Genomic DNA, 23,631 nt, shown 5'->3' on the forward strand with positions numbered 1-23,631 from the left:
ACCTGATCCCATCCCGAACTCAGCAGTGAAACGATGCATCGCCGATGGTAGTGTGGGGTTTCCCCATGTGAGAGTAGGTCATCGTCAAGATCAAATTCCAAAACCCCTGTCTGCTAACGCAGCCAGGGGTTTTGTCGTTTAGAGGGTTTGGAGAACAAGCGCCGAAATTTAACAGCAGATACGCCAACCGAACTCCAAAAATACGGGTCATAGCCCCCGGGCGCGCACAGGCATCAATGAAAAATCATCGCACCGTTTAAAGGAAGAAATGTTTACTCCTAAGGCTTGTACGACAACCTTCGGTCGGGCTTCCTACGTAAAAAGAAGATTCATCCCACAATCCCCTAAGTTTTCCTTCTGCTTAGCCGAAAGCCTTATGAGCCATGCGTGCACCGAAATAGAGCTGCCCATTAGGCTGCCTATACCGTTACATGGAATGTTCCACTCGGCACGCTCATCCCCCTTTGGCAAAAAGAAGTCGATGAAATGAATCTCAAGTTCAGTCATAAAATTCTGTTGGCCGCGTCAGGCGTTGTGGTTCTAGCCTTCGCGTTATTTACTCTTTACAACGATTATCTGCAGCGCAGCACCATCAAACAGAATCTGGAGTCGTCTATCCAACAATCCGGTGAGCTCACCGCCAGCAGTGTGCAGAACTGGCTCAGTGGTCGAATACTGGTGCTCGAAAGTCTGACGCAAAACGTTGCCCACCAGGGTAGTAGCGCTGACCTGCCAGGGTTGGTCGATCAACCGGCGTTCACCTCAAACTTCCAGTTCACCTACGTAGGTCAAACCAACGGTGTGTTCACCCAGCGCCCGGACGCAAAAATGCCTGACGGCTACGATCCTCGCCAGCGTCCCTGGTACAAACAAGCAGTCGCTGCCGATAAACCCATGCTCACGCCGCCCTACATGGCCGCAGTGGGTGGGCAGATCGTAACTATTGCTATGCCGGTGAAAAAGAACGGCGAGCTACTCGGTGTGGTCGGTGGTGATCTGAGCCTGCAAACTCTGGTGAAGATTATCAATTCGGTAGACTTCGGCGGCATCGGCCATGCGTTTCTGGTCAGCGGCGACGGTCAAGTCATCGTCAGCCCTGACGAAGATCAGGTGATGAAAAACCTCAAGGACATCTACCCAGGTACTAACGTCCGCATCGAGAAAGTTAACCAGGAGGTAGTCCTCAAGGGGCAGGATCGTATTCTGTCGTTCACGCCTATCAGCGGCTTGCCCGGGGCAGATTGGTACATTGGCCTGTCGATCGATAAAGACAAAGCTTACGCACCGCTTGGTAAATTCCGTACGTCGGCATTGATTGCCATGTTGATCGCCGTAGTCGCGATTGCCGTGCTCTTGAGCCTGTTGATTCAAGTGTTGCTGCGGCCTTTGACCACCATGGGCATTGCCATGCAGGACATCGCCCAGGGTGAAGGCGACCTGACCCGTCGCTTGACGGTCACCAGTAAAGACGAGTTCGGTGAAGTGGGCAGTGCGTTCAACCGATTTGTGGAGCGTATCCACGCCTCGATTTCCGAAGTGTCTTCTGCAACACGCCAAGTGCATGATTTGTCTCAGCGTGTGATGGCTTCATCCAACGCCTCGATCATTGGCTCTGACGAGCAGAGTGCGCGCACCAACAGCGTGGCCGCCGCTATCAACGAACTGGGGGCTGCTACCCAGGAAATCGCACGTAACGCCGCGGATGCATCACAGCACGCCAGTGGTGCCAGCGAGCAGGCCGATGATGGGCGTAAGGTGGTCGAGCAAACCATCCTGGCCATGTCGGAGCTGTCGCAGAAGATCAGCCTCTCCTGCACCCAGATCGAAACCCTGAACGCCAGCACCGACAATATCGGCCACATCCTCGATGTGATTAAAGGCATCTCTCAGCAAACCAACTTGCTCGCACTCAACGCTGCGATCGAAGCGGCACGTGCCGGGGAAGCAGGACGCGGGTTTGCGGTGGTCGCCGATGAGGTGCGTAACCTGGCTCACCGTACCCAGGAGTCGGCGGAAGAGATTCATAAAATGATCACTTCGCTGCAAGTGGGTTCGCGTGAGGCAGTGACAACCATGAATGCCAGCCAGACCTCCAGCGAAGAAAGCGTCCAGGTGGCTAACCAGGCCGGTGAACGCCTGGTCAGCGTAACGCAGCGAATTGTTGAGATCGACGGCATGAACCAGTCCGTCGCTGCGGCGACCGAGGAACAGACTGCCGTGGTGGAAACCCTCAACGTCGACATCAACCAGATCAACCTGCTGAACCAACAGGGCGTGACTAACCTCAACGAAACCCTGAAAGACTGTGATGCCCTGTCGCAACAGGCCAATCGGTTGAAGCAACTGGTCGATAGCTTCAAGATCTGACCCGCTGAGCGTGTGAGTAGGAGCGAGCCGGTTCGCTCCTACTGCTTACCCAGCAAACGGCGAACATTGTCCAGCGCGTCGTCGGTGAAACCCTGCACAAACTGATCAAATCCTGCCTGTGCCGGGTCTACAGGGTCGGCAATAATGGTCCAGGTTACCTGGGAGCAATGCGCTCCAAGAGCCTCTACTTGGATTGCCGCCCACAATCTGGCCACGCCCAGAGTGTTGTAGATCGTAGTCCAGGTCATGTGCATCGCGTGCTCATCCCGGCTATTGAGCTGTTCCACCACGCGGTTGCCATCGCGGAAAAATTTGGTGCGCAAAGCGCCCACACCGGTGCCGGTCATTTCGATATGCGTCAGGGAAGGGATGAACGCATCGAAGCTTGAAAACTGCCCCACTACGTCCCACAGACGGGTAGCAGGGCAGTCGATCACCACAGAGGACACTATCGGCTGGCCGTTCGGGTTATGAATTAACGTATCGGGTTGCAGCGGTTTCATAACGTTGTCCTGAAGCGGTTCAAAGAAAGCCGATGGCCTTGAGGTAGTTGCAACCTTTACTCAGCAGTGCCGGATCTTTTTCGGGGTACTGCTCCCCCATCAGCTCAACGCCGCGTTGCGCGTTGTCATGGAGGATCGTCGAAGTGTCACCGATGTCCTCATCCAGTCGATCAAGGTAAAACCCGAGTACGCCAAACATCGCATTGTCCTGGCTTACCGTTCGCAGCGCCCGCTGCCAATGCGCAGCACTTACCCGTTCGAACCGGTGGCCTGCCCGATTGAATGCATCCAGGTAGTGCTCCCAGCTCAATGGTTGTGGGTTGTGCAGGTTGAATACGCTTCTATCGGCTTGAAAGCGAGTGCAGTGGAACGCGATGAAGCGAGCCAGAAAGTCCACGGGCATCAGGTCGAAATTCAGATCCAACCGAGGCAGCATGCCCAATTGCAGTGACCCCTTGAGCATCAGCATCAGGCGATTCTTCTGTGGCTGGCAGACCCCGTTACCGCTGTTGAAGCTGATATTTCCAGGGCGATGGATGTTCACCCAGGCACCTTGCTCAACTGCCCGTCCCAGCACCCGCTCGGCTACCCACTTGGACAGGTTGTAGCCATTGCGGATGTACAGCGGCAGAGTCGCCGCAGCCGGGGCTTCGAGCACATGCCCCAACTTGTCGATGCTACTGGAGGCAGACAATGTCGAGACAAAGTTGAAGACCTTCTTGCAGCGGGTTTCGCACAAGCGCAGGCATTCGAAAATGGGGTCGACGTTGTCCCTCGCCAGTGCGGCGTAATCCATGACGTGATTGACCTGCGCTGCGTTGTGCACCAGCACGCCAAAGTCTGCGGCGAGTGCGTCATACACGTCGCCGGCCAAACCTAATCGGGGCAAGCTGATGTCGGCGGCAAATACCCGTACCCGGCTCAAGTCCAAATGTTCCAGATGGTATTCACGCAACGCCTGGGCAAAGCGTGTCATCGCAGGGAGCCCCGGTAACTCACGCACAAGGCACGCCACCTCGATGGCTCCAGCGGCCAGCAACGCTTCGACAACATGCACGCCGACGAAGCTGTTCGCCCCTGTCACGATCACCTTGTGCGGATTGCCAGCGCAGTCTGCTTGCAACGGATTGAGCTCCCACTCCCGTTGAGCGTCCAGAAACGCTTGGGCAGAGGATGCGTCGGGCAGTTCACCATCCTCCATCAGTGTTGCGAGCGTACGAATCGTCGGTACTTCAATGAAATGGCTCAAGGCGAAACTACGGCCGCATTGTTCGCGAACCCGCAGCAACAGCGTCGACAACAAAATCGAATGGCCGCCCAGTGCGAAGAAGCTTTCATCGATGGACAACTGGCTCGCAGGCACACCCAGCAACTCGCCCCACAAGCCGCTCAACTGCGCTTGAAGCGGTGTCTGTGCTGCGCGGGGAGTGGTGTGCAATATGGGCCGCAAGGGCAATGCCAGCAGCGCCTTGCGGTCGACTTTGCCATTGTTGGAGCGCGGCATGCCTGGCAGTTCCACCCAGAAACCGGGTTGCATGTAGTCCGGTAGCCACTGGCGGGCATGTTGCTGAAGGGTCACCAACGTGGCGTTATGTTCAGGTTGGGCGACAAAAGCACAGATCCGGCTCTCACGGTCGATCACCACCGCCAATTCGCGATACAGCCGGCTGTTACGCAGGTACTGCTCAATCTCCTGAGGGTCGACTCGAAAACCGCGGATCTTGACCTGATCGTCGCGACGCCCACCGAGCAAAATTCCCTTGGCCGTCCACTGCGCCAGGTCCCCGCTACGATAGGCCTTCAGCCTCTGGCCGCCCGGCACCAACAGTTCGACGAACGGGCTGTTAGCCTGCTGTGGCGCATTCACATATCCCAGGCTCACGCCGGGCCCGATGATGTACAACTCGCCCATCACCGCTTCATCCACCGGTTGCAGATCGTCATCGAGGATCAGCACCTGGCTGTTGCCGATGGGGTGGCCGACGTTGCGATTGTTGTCATCGAGGGCGAACGTCCGGTGTGTAATCAGGACTGTGGTTTCTGTAGGGCCATAGAGGTTGTGCAACTGACACTGGTCGGCCAGCTGCTCGATTACATGGGGTTCGCAGGCATCGCCGCCGGTGAGCAGATGCGTCACGCCCAGGGGCTGATCCAACGGCAGGATATTAAGCAGCGCGGGCGGCAGGAAGGCATGAGTGACGTGTTGTCGGCGGAGCAACTCCACCAGTTGCCCAGGGTCGCGCCGCTGTTCCTCACTGGGCACGATCAACTCGGCGCCGGCAATCAGGGCGGGAAAGATGTCGATCAATGACGAGTCGAAACCCAAGGGCGAAAACTGCAGCACGCGGCTCTGTTCATCTTGCGCCATGCAGGACCCGAACCAGGCCGTGAAATGCGCCAGGTTACCTTGGCTCAGCAGCACACCCTTGGGCTGACCCGTACTGCCCGATGTATAGAGCACCATGCACGGCATATCCGAGCAGGGGCGATTGTGCATCAACGAGGATGCGGGATTGGCGCTGCACGGCTCGACTGTGCTCACATCCAAAGAAATGAAACGCTCCCTTAATGGATGTTGGCCTGCATCCAGCAATACGCTGGCCCCGGCGTTTTCGAGCATGACCCGATGGCGTTGTGCGGGCTGATCAGATCCCAGTGGCAGGTACACCGCACCACAGCCCATTACGGCAAGAATACTGGCATATAACGCCATGGATTTTTCCAGGCACACGCCGATCACCGCTGGCACCTCAAGCCCCTCCACCAGCGGGCGCAATCGCTGTTGAATCGCCATGGCCTGCAGGTGCAGTTGGTGGTAGGTCGCGCAATCCCCAGCAATGTTCAGCGCTGGCCGTTCGGCGAACAGATGAAGGCTGGCCTGCACCCGTTCGATCACCGGCACCTGGGCTTCGCGGATCAGATCGGGGTCCGTCGTATGGTTGAATCGATGCATGAATGCCAATGGCTCAAGCCCATGCAGGTCGTGCTCGGGCCAGTCAGTGGCAACCGCGCTCGTAAACAGAGACTCGGGGTCACGTGAAAAGCCACTGACGAGGAGCGCGACCCAATCCACCAGCGCCTCGGTTGCCCGTTGACGCAGTCGCTGGCCATTACCACTGGGCTCTGCGGCGATGTCCAGTACCGCAGACAAACGCCGGTCATGATCATAGGCGCGCAATTGCAGCGTGGGTAACCCGCAGTCGGTTAACGGGCCAACCCCCAGGCGCAGGCTTATACAGGTGGTGTCGCCCACGTCATCGGGCAACGGTAGGCTGCCGTCTTCAATCCAAAGGTCGACGGCTTCATCCGCCGACACATGACCGTACTGTTCCAGCATTGGCCTGATTGCGCCAAGAGCCCGGCTTGTGCCGCACCAGCCGATTGTCAGGCACCTCATGGCGACACCGGCAGGTAGTCGTTCAGTGCCTGCGCCACGCTCGGCGTTTGCAGCAAGCCGCTGCGTTGCAGGAAGCCCATGATATTGCCCATCAACGGGTGCTGGCGGGTGATGGGGAACGCCAGTGCCGATACTTCATCGCGCAGCACACCGCGCAGGCGGTCGCTGATGTCGAGGTGTTCGATCAGCCGCAGGTCGAAGTTTTTCTGCAGGTCGTTGGTCAGATAATGCGCCAGGAATGTTGGCAGTACGCGAGCGATGCTGTCACGGTCATCCGGGCTTGCGGCATGCCAATAGAGGCGCACCAGCCGCGTCCAGAACAGCGCGTGACGACCTTCGTCAAACAAGTGGTCGTCCATCAGGCCGCGTATAGAGGCCTTGACACTGCTGTCCCTGGAAAATGCTGCTACATCGTGAGTGACGGTGTTTTCAGCGATGGCCACGCCAATCAGTTCCACCGCATCGCTTAGATGTGCAGGCGCCTGCGCCTGGGCCGCCGGCAGCGCGCGACTCAGTTCGATATGCCCGGGCAGGTCGAGCGGTTGGATGCCTGTCATGGCGACAGTCTGTTGCATGAAATCCAGTGCCACCAAGGCGTGGTAGTCCTCGTCCACCACGACCGTCATCGCATCCACGCGACAGGCGAGGGGGAAGGGCAGCGAGAAGTGATTCTTGGCAATACTGCGCGCAGTCTTGTCGACGATTTCGGTTTCGAAAATAACCACGTCGTTGATGAATTTGTAGAAGCTTTGCACCAGCACGAAGTCGCGCCATTGCGGGCAATGTTCCACGAAGCTCGCGCTGAGTACCAAGGGTTGACGGCACAGTGGATAGATCAGCTTGTCGTCGTTTTCCAACAAGCGGCGAGGCCGGGTCCGGATGGTAGCGCGGCGTTCCCAGTCGTCGGCGATGGGGGTGTAGCCAGCCGTATTCATGGGTGCACCTCTTGCAGCGCGGCACGCACCTCGTCCCACAACGTGATACGGCTTTCTACCGCGGCAAGGGCGGCGTCGTGGGCCTCTTGCGGGTAAGTCGGATCTGCACCCACGAGGCGTTCGAGCAGGTGCTCTGCTGCTGGCCCATGATGCTCAGTGTCCAGTTCGATGTGGCGTTCGAAGTAGCCACACAAGGTGGGGGCCTGGCGATGGATGAGCGTATCCGGTTGCAGGAGGTGTTCGAACATACTCGGGATGACACGCTCGCGACCGTGAAGGAAGGCGGCTGCTACGCAGTGGGTCGGGGCGTTCAGCGCAATCTGCAGTGTGTCGTTCACGAAGCGTGCTGCGCCAGCCGGAACATCGGCCATGCGCAGGGCAGTGCTTGCGTCCATGCCTTGCTGTTGCAGTGCAACGAAACGGTGTATCGCTGAAGTGCTGGCGCCGACTTCGACCATGGCTTCCAGGTACAACTCGAAGTGGCTGCAATGGCCTTGCCTGTTGGGGTGTGAGTCTGATTCTTCACCCAGCACTATCTCATTGATCAGGCGCGCAGCTTGCGGGTCGGCCGGTGGCAGCCAGGGCAGGCGAGTACAGGTCAAGTCCTGTTGCAGGCGTTTGGTGAGCGTCATGAAGTCCCAAACAGCGAACACATGGTTCTCCATAAATAGTTGTAACTTGCCCAGCGAAGTTATTTCCAGAAATAACGGATGGCTGCACAACAGCAGTTTTCTTTGCTCAAGTAAAGGTTGATACATGGTTGATGCCTATAAGTTATTGCGTCTGCCGCTAAAACAGCATTAGGCGTTTGTCAGCGGCAAGGAGATAAAAAGATGTAAACCAGGCTTGGCGCGCACGAGTGCTCATGCAAGTGGGGCTGCACGGTCGAATTAAGTGTCTGGTTTAGTAATGAAAGATAATAGGCGGGTCAAACAAGTTGGCGAGTATATGAATGCATTAGATGTTTTTCTAAATAATATAAGCTGTCGGCAAGTTGCTTTATAAGAGTGGGAAGTTTCTTAGACGCGCGGCGCTACCCGATCAGGTAGGGCCCCCCGCAGAGCTGGAGGGGCAAGACGAGAGACCTGGACTTTGTCAGGGCGCCTTCTTTGCGCGGGCGTCGAGGTCATTTAAATAGGTTGTGATCACTTCCATCCCGCGCATCAAGTGATTGCGCAGTGTCAGGATGCTTTCCTGGACTTTCTTCTGTGCCACCAGGTTCAGCAGTTCGCGGTGGTCTTCCTGGGAGGTCTCGCCCAGCCCCATCGCCTCAAGGTTGAAACGCAGGAAGCGCTCCTCCTCGTTCAACCCGTGCTCCACCAACTTGAGCAGCCGCTGGTTGGGAGCCTTGCTATACAGGGTCATGTGAAACAGGCGATTGAGACGGCCAATCTCTGTGTAGTCTTTTTCCTGCTCCAGAGCACAGATGAAAGTGTTTGCCTCGGCGATATCGGCGTCAGTCAGCAGAGGAATCGACAAGCGCAGGGCTTCAGACTCCAGCAACATTCGCAGCCCATAGGTCTCAGCCGAATTATCATCGATTAACGGTGCAACCACGGCGCCCTTGTGGGTGACCACATGCAGCAGTGACTGGGCCTCCAGCTGGCGCAAGGCTTCACGCACCGGCATGCGGCTGACGCCGAACAGGCTGGCCAGCTCCTGCTGACGCATGGCGGTACCGCAGGGCAATCGGCCATCGAGGATGGCATTACGCAAGGTTTCTTCAATCACGGAGCGAGCAAGATGGGCGGGAATAGGGCCGCTGATCTTGATGCTGTTCAAAGGGTTCGGCTTCTGCGTCACGGTTACGCTATCCTCCTTTTTAGAAGGGTGGTGGCTAATTGGATCCAATGCACACTAGAGGCTGCCCATAAGCTTGTCAAACGAGCAGGGTTTCGGCTTGTAAGCGTTTCAACACTTGATTCCGGCGGCCCACGCTCAGGCTTTGCGAGGTCTGACACGCCAATGCCATGTTGCGACATTCCCGCATATAGATATTCTTTAACGGTATTTAAATTGCAGTTATTATACCTATAAAGTCACTCTCCTGATTGATCGGGAGTGACCTCATGTCCGCCACCTCTACTGTTCCAACAGTGACCCTTGCCGCCCAGGCGTTCGAGATTCGACCACTGCCCGGCAGCGTCGGTGCCGAGATTGTCGGCCTGGACTTGTCCCGGCCAGTCAGCGACCAGGATTTCGCCCGCATTCACCGCGCGCACCTGGACCACCACGTGGTGGTGTTCCGCGACCAGCGCATCACCCCCGAACAACAGATCGCTTTCAGCCGCCGCTTTGGCGTGCTGCAGATCCACGTGCTCAAGCAGTTCCTGCTGGCCAACCACCCGGAAATCCTGATCGTCTCCAACATTATCGAAAACGGCCAATCCATCGGCCTGGGAGATGCAGGAAAATTCTGGCACTCGGACCTGTCCTATAAAGAGCTGCCAAGCCTGGGCTCGATGCTGCATGCCCAGGAGCTGCCGTCCGAAGGCGGCGACACCCTGTTTGCCGACATGCACAAAGCCTGGGACCAACTGCCCGAGCACCTGCGCAAAGCCGTTGAAGGCCGCAGTGCCGCGCACTCTTACACCGCGCGTTATAGCGAAACCAAATTCGAAGGCAACTGGCGTCCGACGTTGACGCCTGAGCAGCTGGCCCAAGTCGCGGAAGTGGTTCATCCCATCGTGCGCACTCACCCGGAAAACGGCCGCAAGGCGCTGTTCGTCAGTGAAGGCTTCACCACCCGCATCGTCGGCCTGCCGGAAGACGAAAGTCGCGACCTGCTGGCCCAGCTCTACGCCCACAGCGTGCTGCCGCACAACATCTACCGCCACCAATGGCAGTCCCACGATCTGGTGTTCTGGGACAACCGCTCGCTGATCCACTTGGCCGCCGGTTGCCCGAGCCATCTGCGCCGCAAGCTGTTTCGCACCACCATCCAGGGCGACGCGCCTTTCTGATTCGGAGCATGACCATGTCCAGGAACATTCCATTTGCACGGCTGGCCGCGACCGTTGGCCTGGGTATCAGCCTGTTGGCCGGCAGCCTGGTCGCTCCGGCGGCCGCGCAGGCCGAAGGCGAGATTCGCATTGCCGAACAGTTCGGCATCGTCTACCTGTTGCTTAACGTGGTGCGCGACCAGAACCTGATCGAAAAATACGGCAAGCAGGAAGGCATCGACATCAAGGTCGACTGGACCCAGCTGTCCGGTGGCGCGGCGGTCAACGACGCACTGCTCTCCGGCTCCATCGATATCGCCGGTGCTGGCGTCGGCCCGCTGCTGACCATCTGGGACCGCACCCACGGCAAGCAGAACGTCAAGGCCGTGGCCTCCCTGGGCAACTTCCCCTACTACCTGGTGAGTAACAATCCCAAGGTCAAGACCATTGCCGACTTCACCGACAAGGACCGTATCGCCGTGCCTGCGGTGGGCGTGTCGGTGCAGTCGCGCTTCCTGCAATACGCCGCCGCCAAGCAATGGGGCGACAAGGAATTCAATCGCCTCGACAAGTACACCGTCGCCGTCCCGCACCCTGATGCCACGGCTGCCCTGATCGCCGGCGGCACCGAACTGACCGGGCACTTTTCCAACCCGCCGTTCCAGGACCAGGCCCTGGCCAACCCTAACGTGCATGTGGTGCTGAACACCTACGACCTGCTGGGGCCGAACTCGCCAACGGTACTGTTCGCCACCGAAAAATTCCGCAACGACAACCCGAAAACCTACAAGGCATTTGTCGAAGCATTGACCGAAGCCGCGCAGTTCGCCCAAAACGATAAAGGCGCTGCGGCCGACACCTACATCCGCGTCACCAAGGCCAAGATCGACCGCGCCGAGTTGCTGAAAATCATCGACAACCCGCAGTTCGAATTCAGCGTCACGCCGAAAAACACCTACCCGCTGGCGGAATTCCTCTACCGCGTCGGCGCCATCAAAAACAAGCCTGAATCGTGGAAGGACTACTTCTTCCAGGACGCCAAGCCCCTGCAAGGAAGTTGAGATGAACGCGCCCTTGCAAGGCCACACGGCCAGCAACCTGCACCCCCCCTTGCCATTGCTGGCAGTGGATAACGTCAGTCTGGAATACCGCACCCCCGAGCGCGTGGTGCGGGCCACTCACCAAGTCAGTTTCGAGATCGACCCGGCGGATCGTTACGTGTTGCTCGGCCCATCGGGTTGTGGCAAATCCACGCTGCTCAAGTCCATTGCCGGGTTTATCAAACCCTGCGAAGGCGAGATCCGCCTGCTGGGGCAAAAGGTCGAACAGCCGGGCCCGGACCGCATCGTGGTGTTCCAGGAATTCGACCAACTGCCGCCATGGAAAACCGTCAAACAGAACGTTATGTTTCCGCTGCTGGCGTCGAAAACTTTGCCGCGTCGCGAAGCCGAAGAGCGGGCGCTGCACTACCTCGACAAAGTCGGCCTCAGCGCCTTTGCCGACGCTTACCCGCACACGCTGTCCGGCGGCATGAAAGCCCGCGTGGCCATCGCCCGCGCCCTGGCCATGCAGCCGAAAATCCTGCTGATGGACGAACCCTTCGCCGCCCTCGACGCGCTGACCCGGCGCAAGATGCAGGAAGAATTGCTGCTGCTCTGGGAAGAAGTGCGCTTCACCCTGCTGTTCGTCACCCACTCCATCGAAGAAGCGCTGGTGGTGGGCAATCGCATCCTATTGCTGTCACCGCATCCGGGGCGCGTGCGTGCGGAAATCCACAGCCATCAATACGACCTGTACAGCCTCGGTGGCGTGGAGTTCCAGGCGTCGGCGCGGCGGATTCATCGCCTGCTGTTCGATGAAGCGCCCGAGGCCGAACGTGAGTTGGGTTTCGCCGATATCCGCATCGCTTACTAAGGGGACAACCCAATGCGCCAGGAATACGAAATCACCCTTGAGCCGCTGCTCAGTGTCCCCGTTGAACGCGAACTGCCCCTGCGCCAACGCCTGTGGCAGCAAGGCTGGCTGCGCAAGGGCCTGATCCTGATCGTGCTCGCGATCCTCTGGGAAGCCGTTGCGCGCTACCAGAACAACGACCTGCTGCTGCCGAGTTTCCTGCAGACCTTTCACGCGCTCTACGACGGCCTGCTCAGTGGCGAACTGCTGAGCAAGGTGAGCATCTCGCTGGTGGTGCTGATCAAGGGCTACCTGATCGGCATCGTGCTGGCGTTTGCCCTGACCACCCTGGCGGTGTCGACGCAACTGGGCCGTGACCTGCTGAGCACCCTGACCTCGATGTTCAACCCGCTGCCGGCCATTGCGTTGTTGCCGTTGGCGCTGCTGTGGTTTGGCCTGGGCCAGAACAGTCTGATCTTCGTGCTGGTGCATTCGGTGTTGTGGGCGCTGGCGCTCAACACGTATTCAGGGTTCCTCGGCGTGTCCGAAACCCTGCGCATGGCGGGGCGCAACTATGGCCTCAAGGGCATGCGCTTTGTGCTGTTCATCCTGATTCCGGCGGCACTGCCGTCGATCCTCGCCGGCCTGAAAATCGGTTGGGCCTTCGCCTGGCGTACCCTGATCGCCGCCGAGCTGGTATTCGGTGCGACCAGCGGCAAAGGGGGCCTGGGCTGGTACATCTTCCAGAACCGCAACGAGCTGTACACCGACAAGGTATTCGCCGGGCTGGCGGTGGTGATCCTGATCGGCCTGCTCGTGGAAAACCTGGTGTTCGACACCTTCGAGCGGCTCACCGTGAAGCGCTGGGGTATGCAGCGCTGATACACCCACCCTGCTACGATTGCGGTCAGCTCACTCCCGACTGATCACGAGTGCTTGGCATGCAACTACCCGACATGAACCTGCTGGTCGCCCTCGACGCCTTGCTCGACGAGGGCAGCGTGGTCGGTGCCGCGCGGCGGATGAACCTCAGCCCGGCGGCCATGAGCCGCACCCTCACGCGCATTCGCGAAGCGGTGGGCGATCCGATCCTGGTACGTGCCGGCCGTGGCCTCGTGCCGACGCCCAAGGCCCTGGAGCTGCAAGGCCAGGTGCGCAACGTGGTGGAGCAGGCCGCGTTGCTGTTTCGCTCGGCGGACCAGGTTGACCTGAGCACCCTGCGCCGTCGCTTCAGCGTGCGCGCCAATGACTTTTTCATCGGCGTATATGGTGGCCGTCTGTTCGACACCATGGAGCGCATGGCGCCACTGTGCGAGCTGTGTTTCGTGCCCGAAGGCGACACCGACGACGAAGCGCTGCGTGAAGGGCGGCTGGATCTGCGCGTGAGCAACACCATGCCGGTCACCCCGGAAGTGAAGGTGCAGAACCTGTTTTCCACCACCTTCGTGGGCCTCGCGCGGGAGGACCATCCGTTGTTTGACGAAGAGATCACCGCCGCGCGCTTCGCCAGCTATTCCCATATCAGCATCTCGCGACGCGGCATCGCCCGTGGGCCGATCGACACCGCACTGAATGCCCAGGGCCTGGAGCGGCGCGTGGCGATGATTGCCCCGGGATTTCACGGCGCAATGTTCATGTTGCCCGACTCCGACCTGATTCTGCCGGTGCCCAAAGAGGCGCTCTACAGCGCCAATCGCCTGAAGCTGCCGCTGCGCGCGTTCCCGCTGCCGATCTCCTTGCCGACCCTGGTCCTGGCCCAATCCTGGCACCCGCGCTTCGACAAAGACCCCGCCCATAAATGGCTGCGCGAGACGATGCGTGAGAGCTGCCACGCCACCTGGCTGGAAGCTCAACCCACCTGATCTACAAGCCATGCACGGTTAAAATGTGGGAGGGGGCTTGCTCCTGATTGCTGTGTGCCAGACCCAGATTTTCTATCTAATCCACCGCAATCGGGAGCAAGCCCCACAAGGGTTCTATAGTGAATTTAGGATTGCGTCTGGCGCAGTTATAAGCTACCGATAAGTAACTTTTTGTCATGCATGTGCCTGATTAAACTGCTCAGGTATTTCTAATCCCGAGTTACCTGTTCATGACTTCCCTCGCTGCCCCCACCCTTGCGGCCGCAGCCAAACCCACCGCCATCACCCCGCCTGTATTTGGCCCGCGCATCATCATCGGCCTGGTTGGCGTGTTGCTGGCGGTGCTGGTGTCCGGTCTCAACGAGATGGTCACCAAGGTGGCCCTCGCGGATATTCGCGGTGCGCTGTACATCGGTTTTGACGAAGGCACCTGGTTGGTCGCTGCGTACACGGCCACCTCCGTGTCGGCCATGGCCTTTGCGCCCTGGTGTTCGGTGACGTTTTCCCTGCGGCGCTTCACCCTGTGCGCCATCGGCCTGTTCACCGTGCTTGGCATCCTTTGCCCGTTTGCGCCGAACTACCAAAGCCTGCTGCTAATCCGCACCGTCCAAGGCCTGGCCGGCGGCGCATTGCCGCCGATGCTGATGACGGTCGCGCTGCGCTTCCTGCCGGCCAACGTCAAGCTGTATGGCCTGGCCGGCTACGCACTTACCGCCACGTTCGGGCCGAGCCTCGGCACGCCGTTGGCGGCGCTGTGGACCGAATACGTCGGCTGGCAGTGGGCGTTCTGGCAGATCGTCGGGCCGTGCCTGCTGGCGATGGCCGCCGTGGCCTACGGCTTGCCGCAAGACCCGCTGCGCCTGGAGCGCTTCAAGCAGTTCAATTGGCGCGGCCTGCTGCTGGGGTTTCCGGCGATCTGCATGCTGGTGATCGGCATTCTGCAGGGCAATCGCCTGGACTGGTTCGAGTCGGGCCTGATCACCTTCCTGCTGTGCGGCGGCAGCGTGCTGCTGGTGCTGTTCATGTTCAATGAATGGTCGCACCCGATGCCGTTTTTCAAGTTGCAGATGCTCGGCCTGCGCAACCTGGCGTTTGCCCTGATCGTGCTGGCAGGCGTGCTGATGGTGCTGACCTCGGTAATCATCATCCCCTCCAGTTTCCTCGCCCAGGTCCAGGGTTATCGCCCCCTGCAAACCGCGCCGGTGATGCTGCTGATGGCGCTGCCGCAATTGATCGCGCTGCCGTTGGTGGCCGCGTTGTGCAACCTGCGCTGGGTCGATTGCCGCTGGGTGCTGGGGATCGGGCTGGGCATGCTGGTGCTGTGTTGCGTGGGCAGCGCGCACCTGACCTCGGCATGGATTCGCGACGATTTCTACGGCCTGTACCTGCTGCAAATCTTCGGGCAGCCCATGGCCGTGTTGCCGCTGTTGATGCTCTCCACCGGCAGCATTCAACCGGCGGATGGGCCGTTCGCCTCGGCCTGGTTCAACACCGTCAAAGGCCTGGCCGCCGTGATTGCCACCGGCGTGCTGGATGCGCTGACCACCCAGCGCCTGCACTTTCACTCGACCATGCTGGTGGACCGCCTGGGCAACTCGCCGCTGGCCGACGGCGATGCGCCGGGCCTGGCCCACCGCCTCCACGAGCAGGCCGTGGTGCTGACTTCTTCGGATCTTTATTACGTCATGGCCGCTGTCGCGGTGGCGTTGATCTTGCTGATTTTCTGGATGCCCACGCGGATTTTTCCGCCTCGCGCACCGACCTAGCCACAAGGACTTCCCATGAAACGCAAAGACAAAATTGCCGTCTCCGTTATCGCCGTATTTGCCGTCGGCGTGCTGGTGTATCTGGTCGCGCCGGGCCTGCTCGGCAGCCAACGGCAGACCACCAACGACGCCTTCGTCGCCGCCGACTTCACCCTGGTGGCGCCGCGTGTGGCGGGCTTTATCAAGGAAGTGCTGGTGGAAGACAACCAGCGCGTCAAGGCCGGGCAACTGCTGGCGCTGATCGACGACCGCGATTTTCGCGCCGCCGCCCAGGCCGCCGACGCCGACACCCTGGTCGCCCAGGCCCAGCTGAAAAACGCCACCGCGACCCTGGAGCGCCAAAGCTCGGTGATCGCCCAGGCCCAGGCCACCGTGGCGGCAGATCGTGCCGAAGTGGCCTTCGCCGAACACGAACTGAACCGCTACAACCACCTTGCCGGCGTGGGTGCGGGCACCGTGCAGAACGCCCAGCAAGCCAAGACCCGCATCGACCAGGCCAACGCGCGCCTGGCCAACGCCACTGCGGTGCTGGCGGCCGAACGTAAGCAGGTGGAGATCCTCACCGCCCAGCGCGATGCGGCCGAAGGTGGACTCAAGCGTGCCCAGGCCGCGTTGGAAATGGCCAGCTATCAGCTGTCCTACACGCGCATCGTCGCGCCGGTGGATGGCATGGTTGGTGAGCGCGCGGTACGGGTCGGCGCTTATGTGACGCCGGGCAGCAAGATCCTCGCGGTGGTGCCGTTGGCCGAGGCCTACGTGGTCGCCAATTTTCAGGAAACCCAGCTTTTCCATATGCACGCCGGCCAGGCCGTACAGGTGCGGGTCGACAGCCTCGACGGGGAGCTGCTCAACGGCCACCTGGAGAGCCTCGCGCCCGCCACGGGCGTGACCTTCGCCTCGGTCAAACCGGATAACGCTACCGGCAACTTCACTAAGGTGGTGCAGCGTATCCCGGTGAAGATTGTCCTCGAACCCAACCAACCGCTGACCGAGCGCCTGCGGGTCGGCATGTCGGTTGAAGCCAGCGTCGACACCCAGCCGGTCGCGCCGCAGCGTGAGGTGGCCCAGCAATGAGACACCTTGCCTGGCTCACCCTGAGCGTTATCAGCCTGAGCGCCTGCAGCGTCGGTCCGGATTTTCAGCGCCCACACACTTCGCAATCCACGCAATGGAGCGAACCTCAGGGCCGACAAGCCGCCAGCCGCGCGGTCAGCGAGCCGCTGCAAGAGCGCTGGTGGGACGTGTTCCATGACGAGCAACTGTCGGCCCTCACGCGCCGCGCGCTCAGCGATAACCTCGACCTGAAACTGGCCAGCAGCCGCCTGCAACAAAGCCGCGCCGTGCGCCAGGTGACCACCGCCGAGCGCTATCCCACTGTCGACGCCACCGGTGCCTACCAGCGCAAACGCAACAGCGGCAAAGGCTTGAACGACCCCTCCGGCGAAAACGGCCGTTCCGCGTTCAACCAGTGGGACGCGGGCTTCTCGGCGTCTTGGGAGCTGGACTTATGGGGCCGGGTCAAACGCGAAACCGAAGCCGCCGACGCCACCCTGCAAGTCGCCGAAAACGATCGCCGCGCCGTGCTGTTATCGGTGCTGGCCGAGACTGCCCAGGACTACATCCAACTGCGCGGCGTGCAAAATACCCGCGCGGTGACCGAGCAAAACCTCGACGTCGCCCGCCACAGCCTCAAGCTCTCGCAGTTGCGCCTGGCCGATGGCGTGGCCACCGACCTGGACGTCGCGGAAGCCGCCGCCCAGGTTGCCGCCATCGAAGCGCGCCTGCCGGATTTACAGCAACGCCAGGACCAGTTGATCAACGCCCTCAGCCTGCTGATGGGCGAGCCACCGCAAGCCCTGCACGCGCAATTGTCCAAGGATGCTGCCGTGCCGCAGACCCAACGCCAAGTCGCCATCGGCCTGCCCTCGGAACTCGCCGAGCGCCGCCCCGACATCCGCCAGGCCGAAGCGCGCCTGCACGCCGCCACCGCCAGCATCGGCGTGGCCAAGGGTGACTTTTACCCGCGTATCACCTTGTCCGGCAACCTCGGCTCCCAGGCCATGCAACTGTCGGATTTCGGCTCCTGGGGCTCCCGCGCGTTTGCCTTCGGCCCGCAATTGAGCCTGCCGCTGTTCAACGGCGGACGCCTGCAAGGCATGGTGAACCTGCGCGAAGCCCAGCAACAGGAAGCGGCCCTGGCCTACCAGCAAACCGTACTGCGCGCCTGGCATGAAATCGACGACCAATTGACCCGCTACAACGCCAGCCAACTGCGCCGCGACAGCCTCGCCGAAGCCGTGCGCCAGAACCAGATCGCCCTGACCACCGCACAGCACCAATACGTCGAAGGCGTGGTGGATTTCGTCAACGTACTCACCGTGCAAAGCGCGCTGCTGGCCACGCAGGAGCAGTGGGTGGAGAGTTCCACCGGGGTGTCGTTGGCGATGGTGGGGTTGTACAAGGCGTTGGGGGGAGGGTGGGAGTCGGTGTATCCGTTGCAAACCGCCGGGCGCTGATTGACAAAGAGTTTTGCCAGCCGTCAAACAAGGTGTAATGATAATTGCTCTCAATAGTGTATCTGAGCTTTTCATGGACACCGCGACTGACGGCCAGCAACAGCTTCACCTCCTGTACCGCGACCATCACGGCTGGCTGCAAGGCTGGTTGCGCAAACGCCTGGGCGACCGTGAGCACGCCGCCGACGTGGCGCAGGACACGTTCCTGCGCCTGCTGGTGTCCGGTCGTTACCCCGGTGACAAGGAAAGCCGCAGCTACCTGGTGCAGATCGCGCGCAACCTGGTGATCGACCAATGGCGACGCCTGCGTATCGAGCGGGCTTACCTGGAAAGCATTGCGCACCTGCCCGAGCCCGAGTCGCCGTCCCTGGAGACCCGCGTGCTGATCCTCGAAACCCTGATGCAGATCGACGCCATGCTCGACCGCATGCCCGACAACGTACGCCGCGCGTTCCTGCTCTCGCAGTTCGAAGGCCTGAGCTACGCGCAGATCGCCGAGCACCTGGGCGTTACCGTCAGTTCGGTGCAGAAGTACATGACCCGCGCCATCGTCGCCTGCTACCAAGTGGCGTACGCAGAATGAGGCCTGACGCCCCCATCGCCCCGGCCATTGTCGAGCAAGCCAGCGAATGGCTGATGCTGCACTGGAGCGGCGAGCTGCAAGGCGAGCAACACCAGGCGTTTGCGCAATGGCAGGCGGCGGATCCGGAACACCGTCGCGCCTGGCAACGTCTGCAGCACCTGCAACAAACCCTTGGCAGCGTGCCCATCGACAGCGCCCGTGCAGTGTTGCGCGACACTCCGGACACCCAGCGCCGCGCCGCGTTGAAACTGCTCGGCCTACTGCTGGTGGCGGGCGGCAGCGGCTACCTGGTGCAGCGCAGCGAACCCTGGCAGGCAGCCTTTGCCGACTACCGCACCACCACGGGTGAGATTCGCCACGTGACCCTCAGCGACGGCACGCGCCTGGACCTCAACAGCGACAGTGCAGTGGACCTGCGTTTCAGCGCCAGCGAGCGGCGCATTCGCCTGATCCGTGGTGAGATCCTGTTGACCAGCGGCCACGACCCGATGCGTCCTTTGATCGTCGAAACGGCGGCCGGTGATGTGCAGGCGCTGGGCACCCGCTTTGCCGTGCGCGAACTGCCCGACGGCAGCCGCGTCGACCTGTATGAAGGCCGCGTGCGGGTCACCCCGGTGCATGGCCCGGCGGTGCAGATGAATGCCGGCGACAGCCTGTGGTTCGACCAGCGCCACAGCTCGGCGCTCCCGGCGACGGACGCCAATGCCAGCAGTTGGACCGAGCATCGCCTGATCGCCGAGCGCCAGCCACTGGGTGAGTTTGTGGCGCGGCTGAGTCGCTACCGCCCGGGGCTGTTGCGCTGTGATCCGGCGGTGGCCGGCCTGCTGCTGACCGGCGTGTTTCCGCTGAACGATACCGACGCAATCCTGGCGGCACTGGAGCGTTCATTGCCGGTGCAGGTGCGGGCAGTGACGCGTTACTGGGTGACGATCAAGGCGCGAGTCTGAAAATATTTTTGCCGAGTCTTGTCGGTTTGCGCGCTCCGTTCGGGATACCTCTTGAAAGCCAATCAAGAAGCGTTCTCACGGGGAGTCCTGCAATGCCGCACCACCCAATCCAACCCTTGGCCCGCGCCTTGCGCCGTGGCCTGTTTGTCAGCCTGCTGGCGACGGTGCCGCTGCTGCCGACCCAGGTGCATGCCGAAGAACGCACCGAAGCACTGCGCGCGTACAACATCCCGGCGGGTAGCCTCGATCAGGCCTTGAACCAGTTCGCGAGTGCGTCGGGCATCTTGTTGTCGGTCGATGCCTCCCTTACCCAAGGCAAGCGCACCCCAGGCCTGCAGGGAAGTTATGGCGTCGGGTCCGGCCTGGAGCGGCTGCTGGCGGGCAGCGGCCTGCTGGCGGTGCAGGCCCAGGGCGGTTGGTCGTTGCAGGCGATGCCATCCGCCGGACCGTTGCAGCTCGGCGCGACGCAGATCAGCGCCCAGCAGGCCGAGGAAAGCGCCTGGGGCCCGGTGGACGGCCTTGTCGCCACGCGCAGTGCGTCCGGCAGCAAGACCGATTCGGCGCTCGTGGAAATCCCCCAGACCATCAACGTGATCACCGCCGCCGAGATCAAGGCGCGTGGCGCCCAAAGTGTCACCCAGGCGTTGCTCTACACCCCAGGCATGACCGCCGGTGGCTTTGCCGACCGGGTCAAGTTGTTCGACGAACCCACCTCGCGCGGCTTCACCCCCACGCCCTTGTACCTTGACGGTTTGCACCTGCCCTACGGCGGCGGCAGCACGGGTGGAGCGCTGCAGATCGAGCCCTACTCCCTGGAGCGCATCGAAGTGCTTAAGGGCCCGGCCTCGGTGCTGTACGGGCAGAACCAGCCGGGCGGTATCGTCAATATGGTCAGCAAGCGCCCCAGCGAAACCCCGGTGCACCAAGTGGTGCTGGAAGCCGGCACCTACGAGCACAAGAGTGCGGCCATCGACCTCAGCGGCCCGCTGGATGAGCAGGGGCAATTCCTCTACCGCCTTACCGGCCTGGCCAACGACGGACAGGACGAGATCAACTACGTCGAGAACAAACGCCAGTTCATCGCCCCCAGCCTCACCTGGCGCCCCAACGACGACACCCGTGTGACGCTGTTCGCCCAATACCAGAAGGACAAGGGCGTGCCCGAGGCCCAAGGGTTGCCGGCGTCCGGCACCTTGTGGGCCAACCCCAACGGCAAGATCAAGCGCGATGTGTTTATCGGCGAGCCCGGCGTCAACCAGTACAACCGCGAGCAGTACGTGCTGGGCTACGAGATTTCCCATCGCCTCAACGACACCTGGACCCTCAAGCAGAACGCGCGCTACGCCGAGGTGGACGACCGCTACACCGCACCGCTGCACGGCTACCGCTTCGTCGCCAACCCGGCCACCGGTGTGCAGGACCAACGCTACCTGCAACGCTTCGGGGTGGACTGGGCGCAGAACAACAAAGTGTTTGGCGTGGACAGCATCGCCCAGGCCGAATTCGACACCGGTGCGTTGTCCCATACGGTGATCGTCGGCCTGGATTACTACCACTCCGGCTCGCTGTTTCATGGCCTGTATGACCGCAACCCGCCGGTAATCGACCTGTTCAAGCCGGTCTACGGCCAGCGCCTGAATTTCGGCCAACCGTACCGCTGGGACCGGACCCTGAGCCAGACCGGCCTGTATGTGCAGGACCAGATCAAACTGGATAAGTGGGCCCTGGTGCTCGGTGGGCGTTATGACTGGGCCAGCGTGGTGAACAAGGAGCCGCTGCAAGGCACCCGCTTTGCCAGCAAGGACGAAGCCTTCACCGGCCGCGCCGGCCTGGTGTACCTGTTCGATAACGGCCTGGCGCCTTTTGTCAGCTATTCCGAATCGTTCCTGCCGCTGACCGGCACCGACGCCCAGCGCAAACCGTTCGACCCTTCCACCGGCAAGCAATATGAAGTGGGTATGAAGTACCAGCCGCCGGGCCAGAAGAGTTTCGTGCAGGTCGCGGTCTACCAGCTCGACCAGGAAAACGTGATCACCACCAACCCCAACGACACCTTCAGCACCCAGAGCGGCGCCATGCGTTCCCGCGGCGTAGAGCTGGAAGCCAAGGCCGCCCTCAGCGACGCCTGGGAGATCATCGCCTCGGCCGCGCGCAACGACATCAAGTACACCAAGGACGAAGAAGGTCGCCAAGGCCGCCACCCCGCTGGCATCTCGCCGCTGACGGCGTCGATGTGGGTCAACTACACCGTACTGGGAGACACTCCGCTCGCCGGCCTCGGTGCCGGCCTGGGCGTGCGCTACGCGCGCCAAAGCCTGGGCGACTATTACGAAGGCGCGTTCAGCGTGCCGTCGTACAGCGTCTACGACGCCAGCCTGAGCTACGACCTGGGCACCTCGCCGCTCAAGCTCAAAGGCGTGAAACTGGCGATGAACGTGCAGAACCTCACCAACAAGACCTATGTCTCGCAGTGCACCAGCGACCTGGATTGCTACTACGGCGAAGGGCGCACGGTGGTGTCCAGCCTGACCTATGACTGGTGACTGTGTTTCTACGTCCGCAATAGCATGAACGTGGCGTCATCCTCCGTTGAGGCTCCATCAAGGGTCTGCTTTGCGATGGCCTTGAGTTGGTTCTGGGTCGAGAGTTCGGCCCAGAACCCATCGGTCGCCAAGATCCATGTTGTACCTTGGGTGATTCGCATGGATTGAATATGAGGCTCATGGGCCCGTCGGTGGCTCATGCAGTTGAGCAGCGTTTTGCGCGCGGGGCTGCTGGCGATGAATGAATGGCTCAGATCACCTTTCCAGTTGGGGCCGCAATGAGGTGGGCTCAGCCAGTTCATGCTTTGGTCTGTCTCCAGGTAACCCAGACAGCAGTCACCGGCGTGAATGGAGAGGGCCGTTTGGCCAACCACCAGCATTACGAGATAGCTGGTGGAGGCAAATGGAAAGTCTGGGCATACATTCGAGTGCACTTCGTCCAGTGAAGTCAGTACCTGTTTCAGGGCTTGATCGGGACAAGACACGACAGAAGGTTGCGCGCCGGAAAAGCACTCAAGCAGATGGTTGCTCAAGGCTCTCGCTAATTGCCCGCTGCCTGGTTTTGAGGTGCCGTCGGCAATCACGTAGAGGTACGCGCCGCAGTTCTGTGTGGAACCGCTGGCATCGCGATTTTCTGTTCTATGAGTTCCTTTGCGACTGAGGCTCGCGTGCAGGATCAAGCGGCCACTCCCAGCTTAATCAATGCCTTCAGGCGTCCGTAAATCAACGCCTCACGATCTTGATTTTGAGCGGTGCTTTGGATCACGTCGTGAAACGCGGATAACGACAATAATGCGGTGAATTGTTCGCTCACGAACTGCCGCAGGTCGATGGGTGCACACTTCACCTCTTCAATGAGTTCTTCCCTGCCGTCCAATAGCGCGATGATGTCTTCTATGTCGTTGGACATCAGCACATCGCCACGACCGCGACCCTGATAAGCCTGAAGTTTTGCTGCGAGGAACCACGGCGCGGCAAACACCTTGATAGAGGTGCCGTTGGGGAGTACGTAATCGACGGCGTTTTCCAGCCCGCCGACAAACCAGGTATTGGAAAAGCCCAATACCTTTTCATCTGTCGGCATGAAATCGACTTTCAAGGCGCCGAGCCGTAAGCGACAGGTGACGGAGTCCTGGCCAGTATTTTTGAAGCCCCTGGGTTTCAGGTTTTCTTCCAACCGATACCAGTCAGGGGTGCCGGTCAGATGAATGACCAAATCAACATCATCCGTGCCGCGAATCGATTCCAGGGTGTATTCATCGGTGATAAGCAGAACGGTGGTGCAACCGCCGACGAAGGCGACTTGCGTGCGCAACTCTTCGCCCAACGCCTCAGCAACCTCTTCAAGCATTTGCAGCATCATTGTTCTGTTGGACG

General features: G+C 60.6%; 19 protein-coding genes and 1 rRNA gene. 13 read left to right on the forward strand and 7 right to left on the reverse strand.

Going from position 1 to position 23,631, the window contains the following annotated elements; genetic code table 11:
- Together rrf and J1G35_RS19845 are read left to right on the forward strand one after the other, a co-directional pair.
- A 5S ribosomal RNA gene (gene rrf / locus J1G35_RS19840) occupies positions 1 to 90 on the forward strand; the annotation flags it as partial.
- Positions 91 to 486: 396 nt separating this feature from the next.
- A complete protein-coding gene (locus tag J1G35_RS19845) occupies positions 487 to 2,367 on the forward strand; it encodes a methyl-accepting chemotaxis protein (protein ID WP_053137495.1) in 1,881 nt (626 codons plus the stop codon).
- 38 nt (positions 2,368 to 2,405) lie between these two features.
- On the opposite strand, the gene J1G35_RS19850 is transcribed toward J1G35_RS19845, so the two are convergent.
- The 5 genes from J1G35_RS19850 to J1G35_RS19870 form a co-directional block, all read right to left on the reverse strand.
- On the reverse strand, positions 2,406 to 2,870 hold the full coding sequence (locus J1G35_RS19850; RefSeq protein WP_223015800.1) for an SRPBCC family protein: 465 nt from the start codon (positions 2,868 to 2,870) through the stop codon (positions 2,406 to 2,408).
- 19 nt (positions 2,871 to 2,889) lie between these two features.
- Positions 2,890 to 6,267 (reverse strand): amino acid adenylation domain-containing protein, encoded by a 3,378-nt coding sequence (locus J1G35_RS19855; protein WP_223015801.1) that lies wholly within the window; start codon positions 6,265 to 6,267, stop codon positions 2,890 to 2,892.
- Entirely contained in the window at positions 6,264 to 7,202 is a 939-nt protein-coding gene (locus J1G35_RS19860) for a diiron oxygenase (RefSeq protein ID WP_223015802.1), read from the reverse strand. The genes J1G35_RS19855 and J1G35_RS19860 overlap by 4 nt, the downstream gene beginning before the upstream one ends.
- Positions 7,199 to 7,960: a DUF3050 domain-containing protein gene (locus J1G35_RS19865; RefSeq protein WP_053137508.1), complete on the reverse strand. Its 762-nt coding sequence runs from the start codon at positions 7,958 to 7,960 to the stop codon at positions 7,199 to 7,201. Before J1G35_RS19865 ends, J1G35_RS19860 begins: the two co-directional genes overlap by 4 nt.
- Before the next feature lie 337 nt (positions 7,961 to 8,297).
- On the reverse strand, positions 8,298 to 9,005 hold the full coding sequence (locus tag J1G35_RS19870) for a GntR family transcriptional regulator (RefSeq protein WP_053137511.1): 708 nt from the start codon (positions 9,003 to 9,005) through the stop codon (positions 8,298 to 8,300).
- A 266-nt stretch (positions 9,006 to 9,271) separates the two neighbouring features.
- Here J1G35_RS19870 and J1G35_RS19875 point away from each other — a divergent pair, with 266 nt between their 5' ends.
- The 11 genes from J1G35_RS19875 to J1G35_RS19925 all read left to right on the forward strand — a co-directional run bounded on the left by J1G35_RS19875 (position 9,272) and on the right by J1G35_RS19925 (position 22,254).
- Complete coding sequence (locus J1G35_RS19875) at positions 9,272 to 10,165, forward strand: TauD/TfdA family dioxygenase (protein ID WP_223015803.1); 894 nt, start codon at positions 9,272 to 9,274, stop codon at positions 10,163 to 10,165.
- A gap of 14 nt (positions 10,166 to 10,179) precedes the next feature.
- Positions 10,180 to 11,205 (forward strand): ABC transporter substrate-binding protein, encoded by a 1,026-nt coding sequence (locus J1G35_RS19880; RefSeq protein WP_223015804.1) that lies wholly within the window; start codon positions 10,180 to 10,182, stop codon positions 11,203 to 11,205.
- A 1-nt stretch (position 11,206) separates the two neighbouring features.
- Positions 11,207 to 12,058, forward strand: a complete 852-nt coding sequence (locus J1G35_RS19885) for an ABC transporter ATP-binding protein (protein ID WP_223015805.1) — start codon at positions 11,207 to 11,209, stop codon at positions 12,056 to 12,058.
- A 12-nt stretch (positions 12,059 to 12,070) separates the two neighbouring features.
- Positions 12,071 to 12,919 (forward strand): ABC transporter permease, encoded by an 849-nt coding sequence (locus J1G35_RS19890; protein ID WP_012721565.1) that lies wholly within the window; start codon positions 12,071 to 12,073, stop codon positions 12,917 to 12,919.
- A gap of 59 nt (positions 12,920 to 12,978) precedes the next feature.
- Complete coding sequence (locus J1G35_RS19895) at positions 12,979 to 13,899, forward strand: LysR family transcriptional regulator (RefSeq protein WP_053137521.1); 921 nt, start codon at positions 12,979 to 12,981, stop codon at positions 13,897 to 13,899.
- 230 nt (positions 13,900 to 14,129) lie between these two features.
- Complete coding sequence (locus tag J1G35_RS19900) at positions 14,130 to 15,665, forward strand: MFS transporter (RefSeq protein ID WP_223015806.1); 1,536 nt, start codon at positions 14,130 to 14,132, stop codon at positions 15,663 to 15,665.
- Positions 15,666 to 15,680: 15 nt separating this feature from the next.
- The gene (locus tag J1G35_RS19905) at positions 15,681 to 16,739 is read left to right on the forward strand and encodes an HlyD family secretion protein (protein WP_053137527.1); all 1,059 of its coding nucleotides are present in this window, start codon (positions 15,681 to 15,683) and stop codon (positions 16,737 to 16,739) included.
- Positions 16,736 to 18,181 carry an efflux transporter outer membrane subunit gene (locus J1G35_RS19910; protein WP_223015807.1) on the forward strand — a complete coding sequence of 482 codons (1,446 nt, stop codon included), beginning with the start codon at positions 16,736 to 16,738 and terminating at the stop codon, positions 18,179 to 18,181. Before J1G35_RS19905 ends, J1G35_RS19910 begins: the two co-directional genes overlap by 4 nt.
- Positions 18,182 to 18,254: 73 nt before the next feature.
- The gene (locus tag J1G35_RS19915) at positions 18,255 to 18,764 is read left to right on the forward strand and encodes a sigma-70 family RNA polymerase sigma factor (RefSeq protein ID WP_053137533.1); all 510 of its coding nucleotides are present in this window, start codon (positions 18,255 to 18,257) and stop codon (positions 18,762 to 18,764) included.
- The gene (locus J1G35_RS19920) at positions 18,761 to 19,711 is read left to right on the forward strand and encodes a FecR domain-containing protein (RefSeq protein ID WP_223015808.1); all 951 of its coding nucleotides are present in this window, start codon (positions 18,761 to 18,763) and stop codon (positions 19,709 to 19,711) included. The genes J1G35_RS19915 and J1G35_RS19920 overlap by 4 nt, the downstream gene beginning before the upstream one ends.
- Before the next feature lie 92 nt (positions 19,712 to 19,803).
- The gene (locus J1G35_RS19925) at positions 19,804 to 22,254 is read left to right on the forward strand and encodes a TonB-dependent siderophore receptor (protein WP_223015809.1); all 2,451 of its coding nucleotides are present in this window, start codon (positions 19,804 to 19,806) and stop codon (positions 22,252 to 22,254) included.
- 8 nt (positions 22,255 to 22,262) lie between these two features.
- Here the strand turns inward: J1G35_RS19925 and J1G35_RS19930 are convergent, their stop codons facing one another.
- Together J1G35_RS19930 and J1G35_RS19935 are read right to left on the reverse strand one after the other, a co-directional pair.
- Positions 22,263 to 22,934 carry a protein phosphatase 2C domain-containing protein gene (locus tag J1G35_RS19930; RefSeq protein ID WP_223015810.1) on the reverse strand — a complete coding sequence of 224 codons (672 nt, stop codon included), beginning with the start codon at positions 22,932 to 22,934 and terminating at the stop codon, positions 22,263 to 22,265.
- Positions 22,931 to 23,614, reverse strand: a complete 684-nt coding sequence (locus J1G35_RS19935) for a hypothetical protein (RefSeq protein WP_262417348.1) — start codon at positions 23,612 to 23,614, stop codon at positions 22,931 to 22,933. Before J1G35_RS19935 ends, J1G35_RS19930 begins: the two co-directional genes overlap by 4 nt.
- Positions 23,615 to 23,631 lie beyond the last annotated feature (17 nt).

Origin of the sequence: Pseudomonas sp. SH10-3B (genome assembly GCF_019891415.1) — a bacterium.
Lineage (GTDB): Bacteria > Pseudomonadota > Gammaproteobacteria > Pseudomonadales > Pseudomonadaceae > Aquipseudomonas.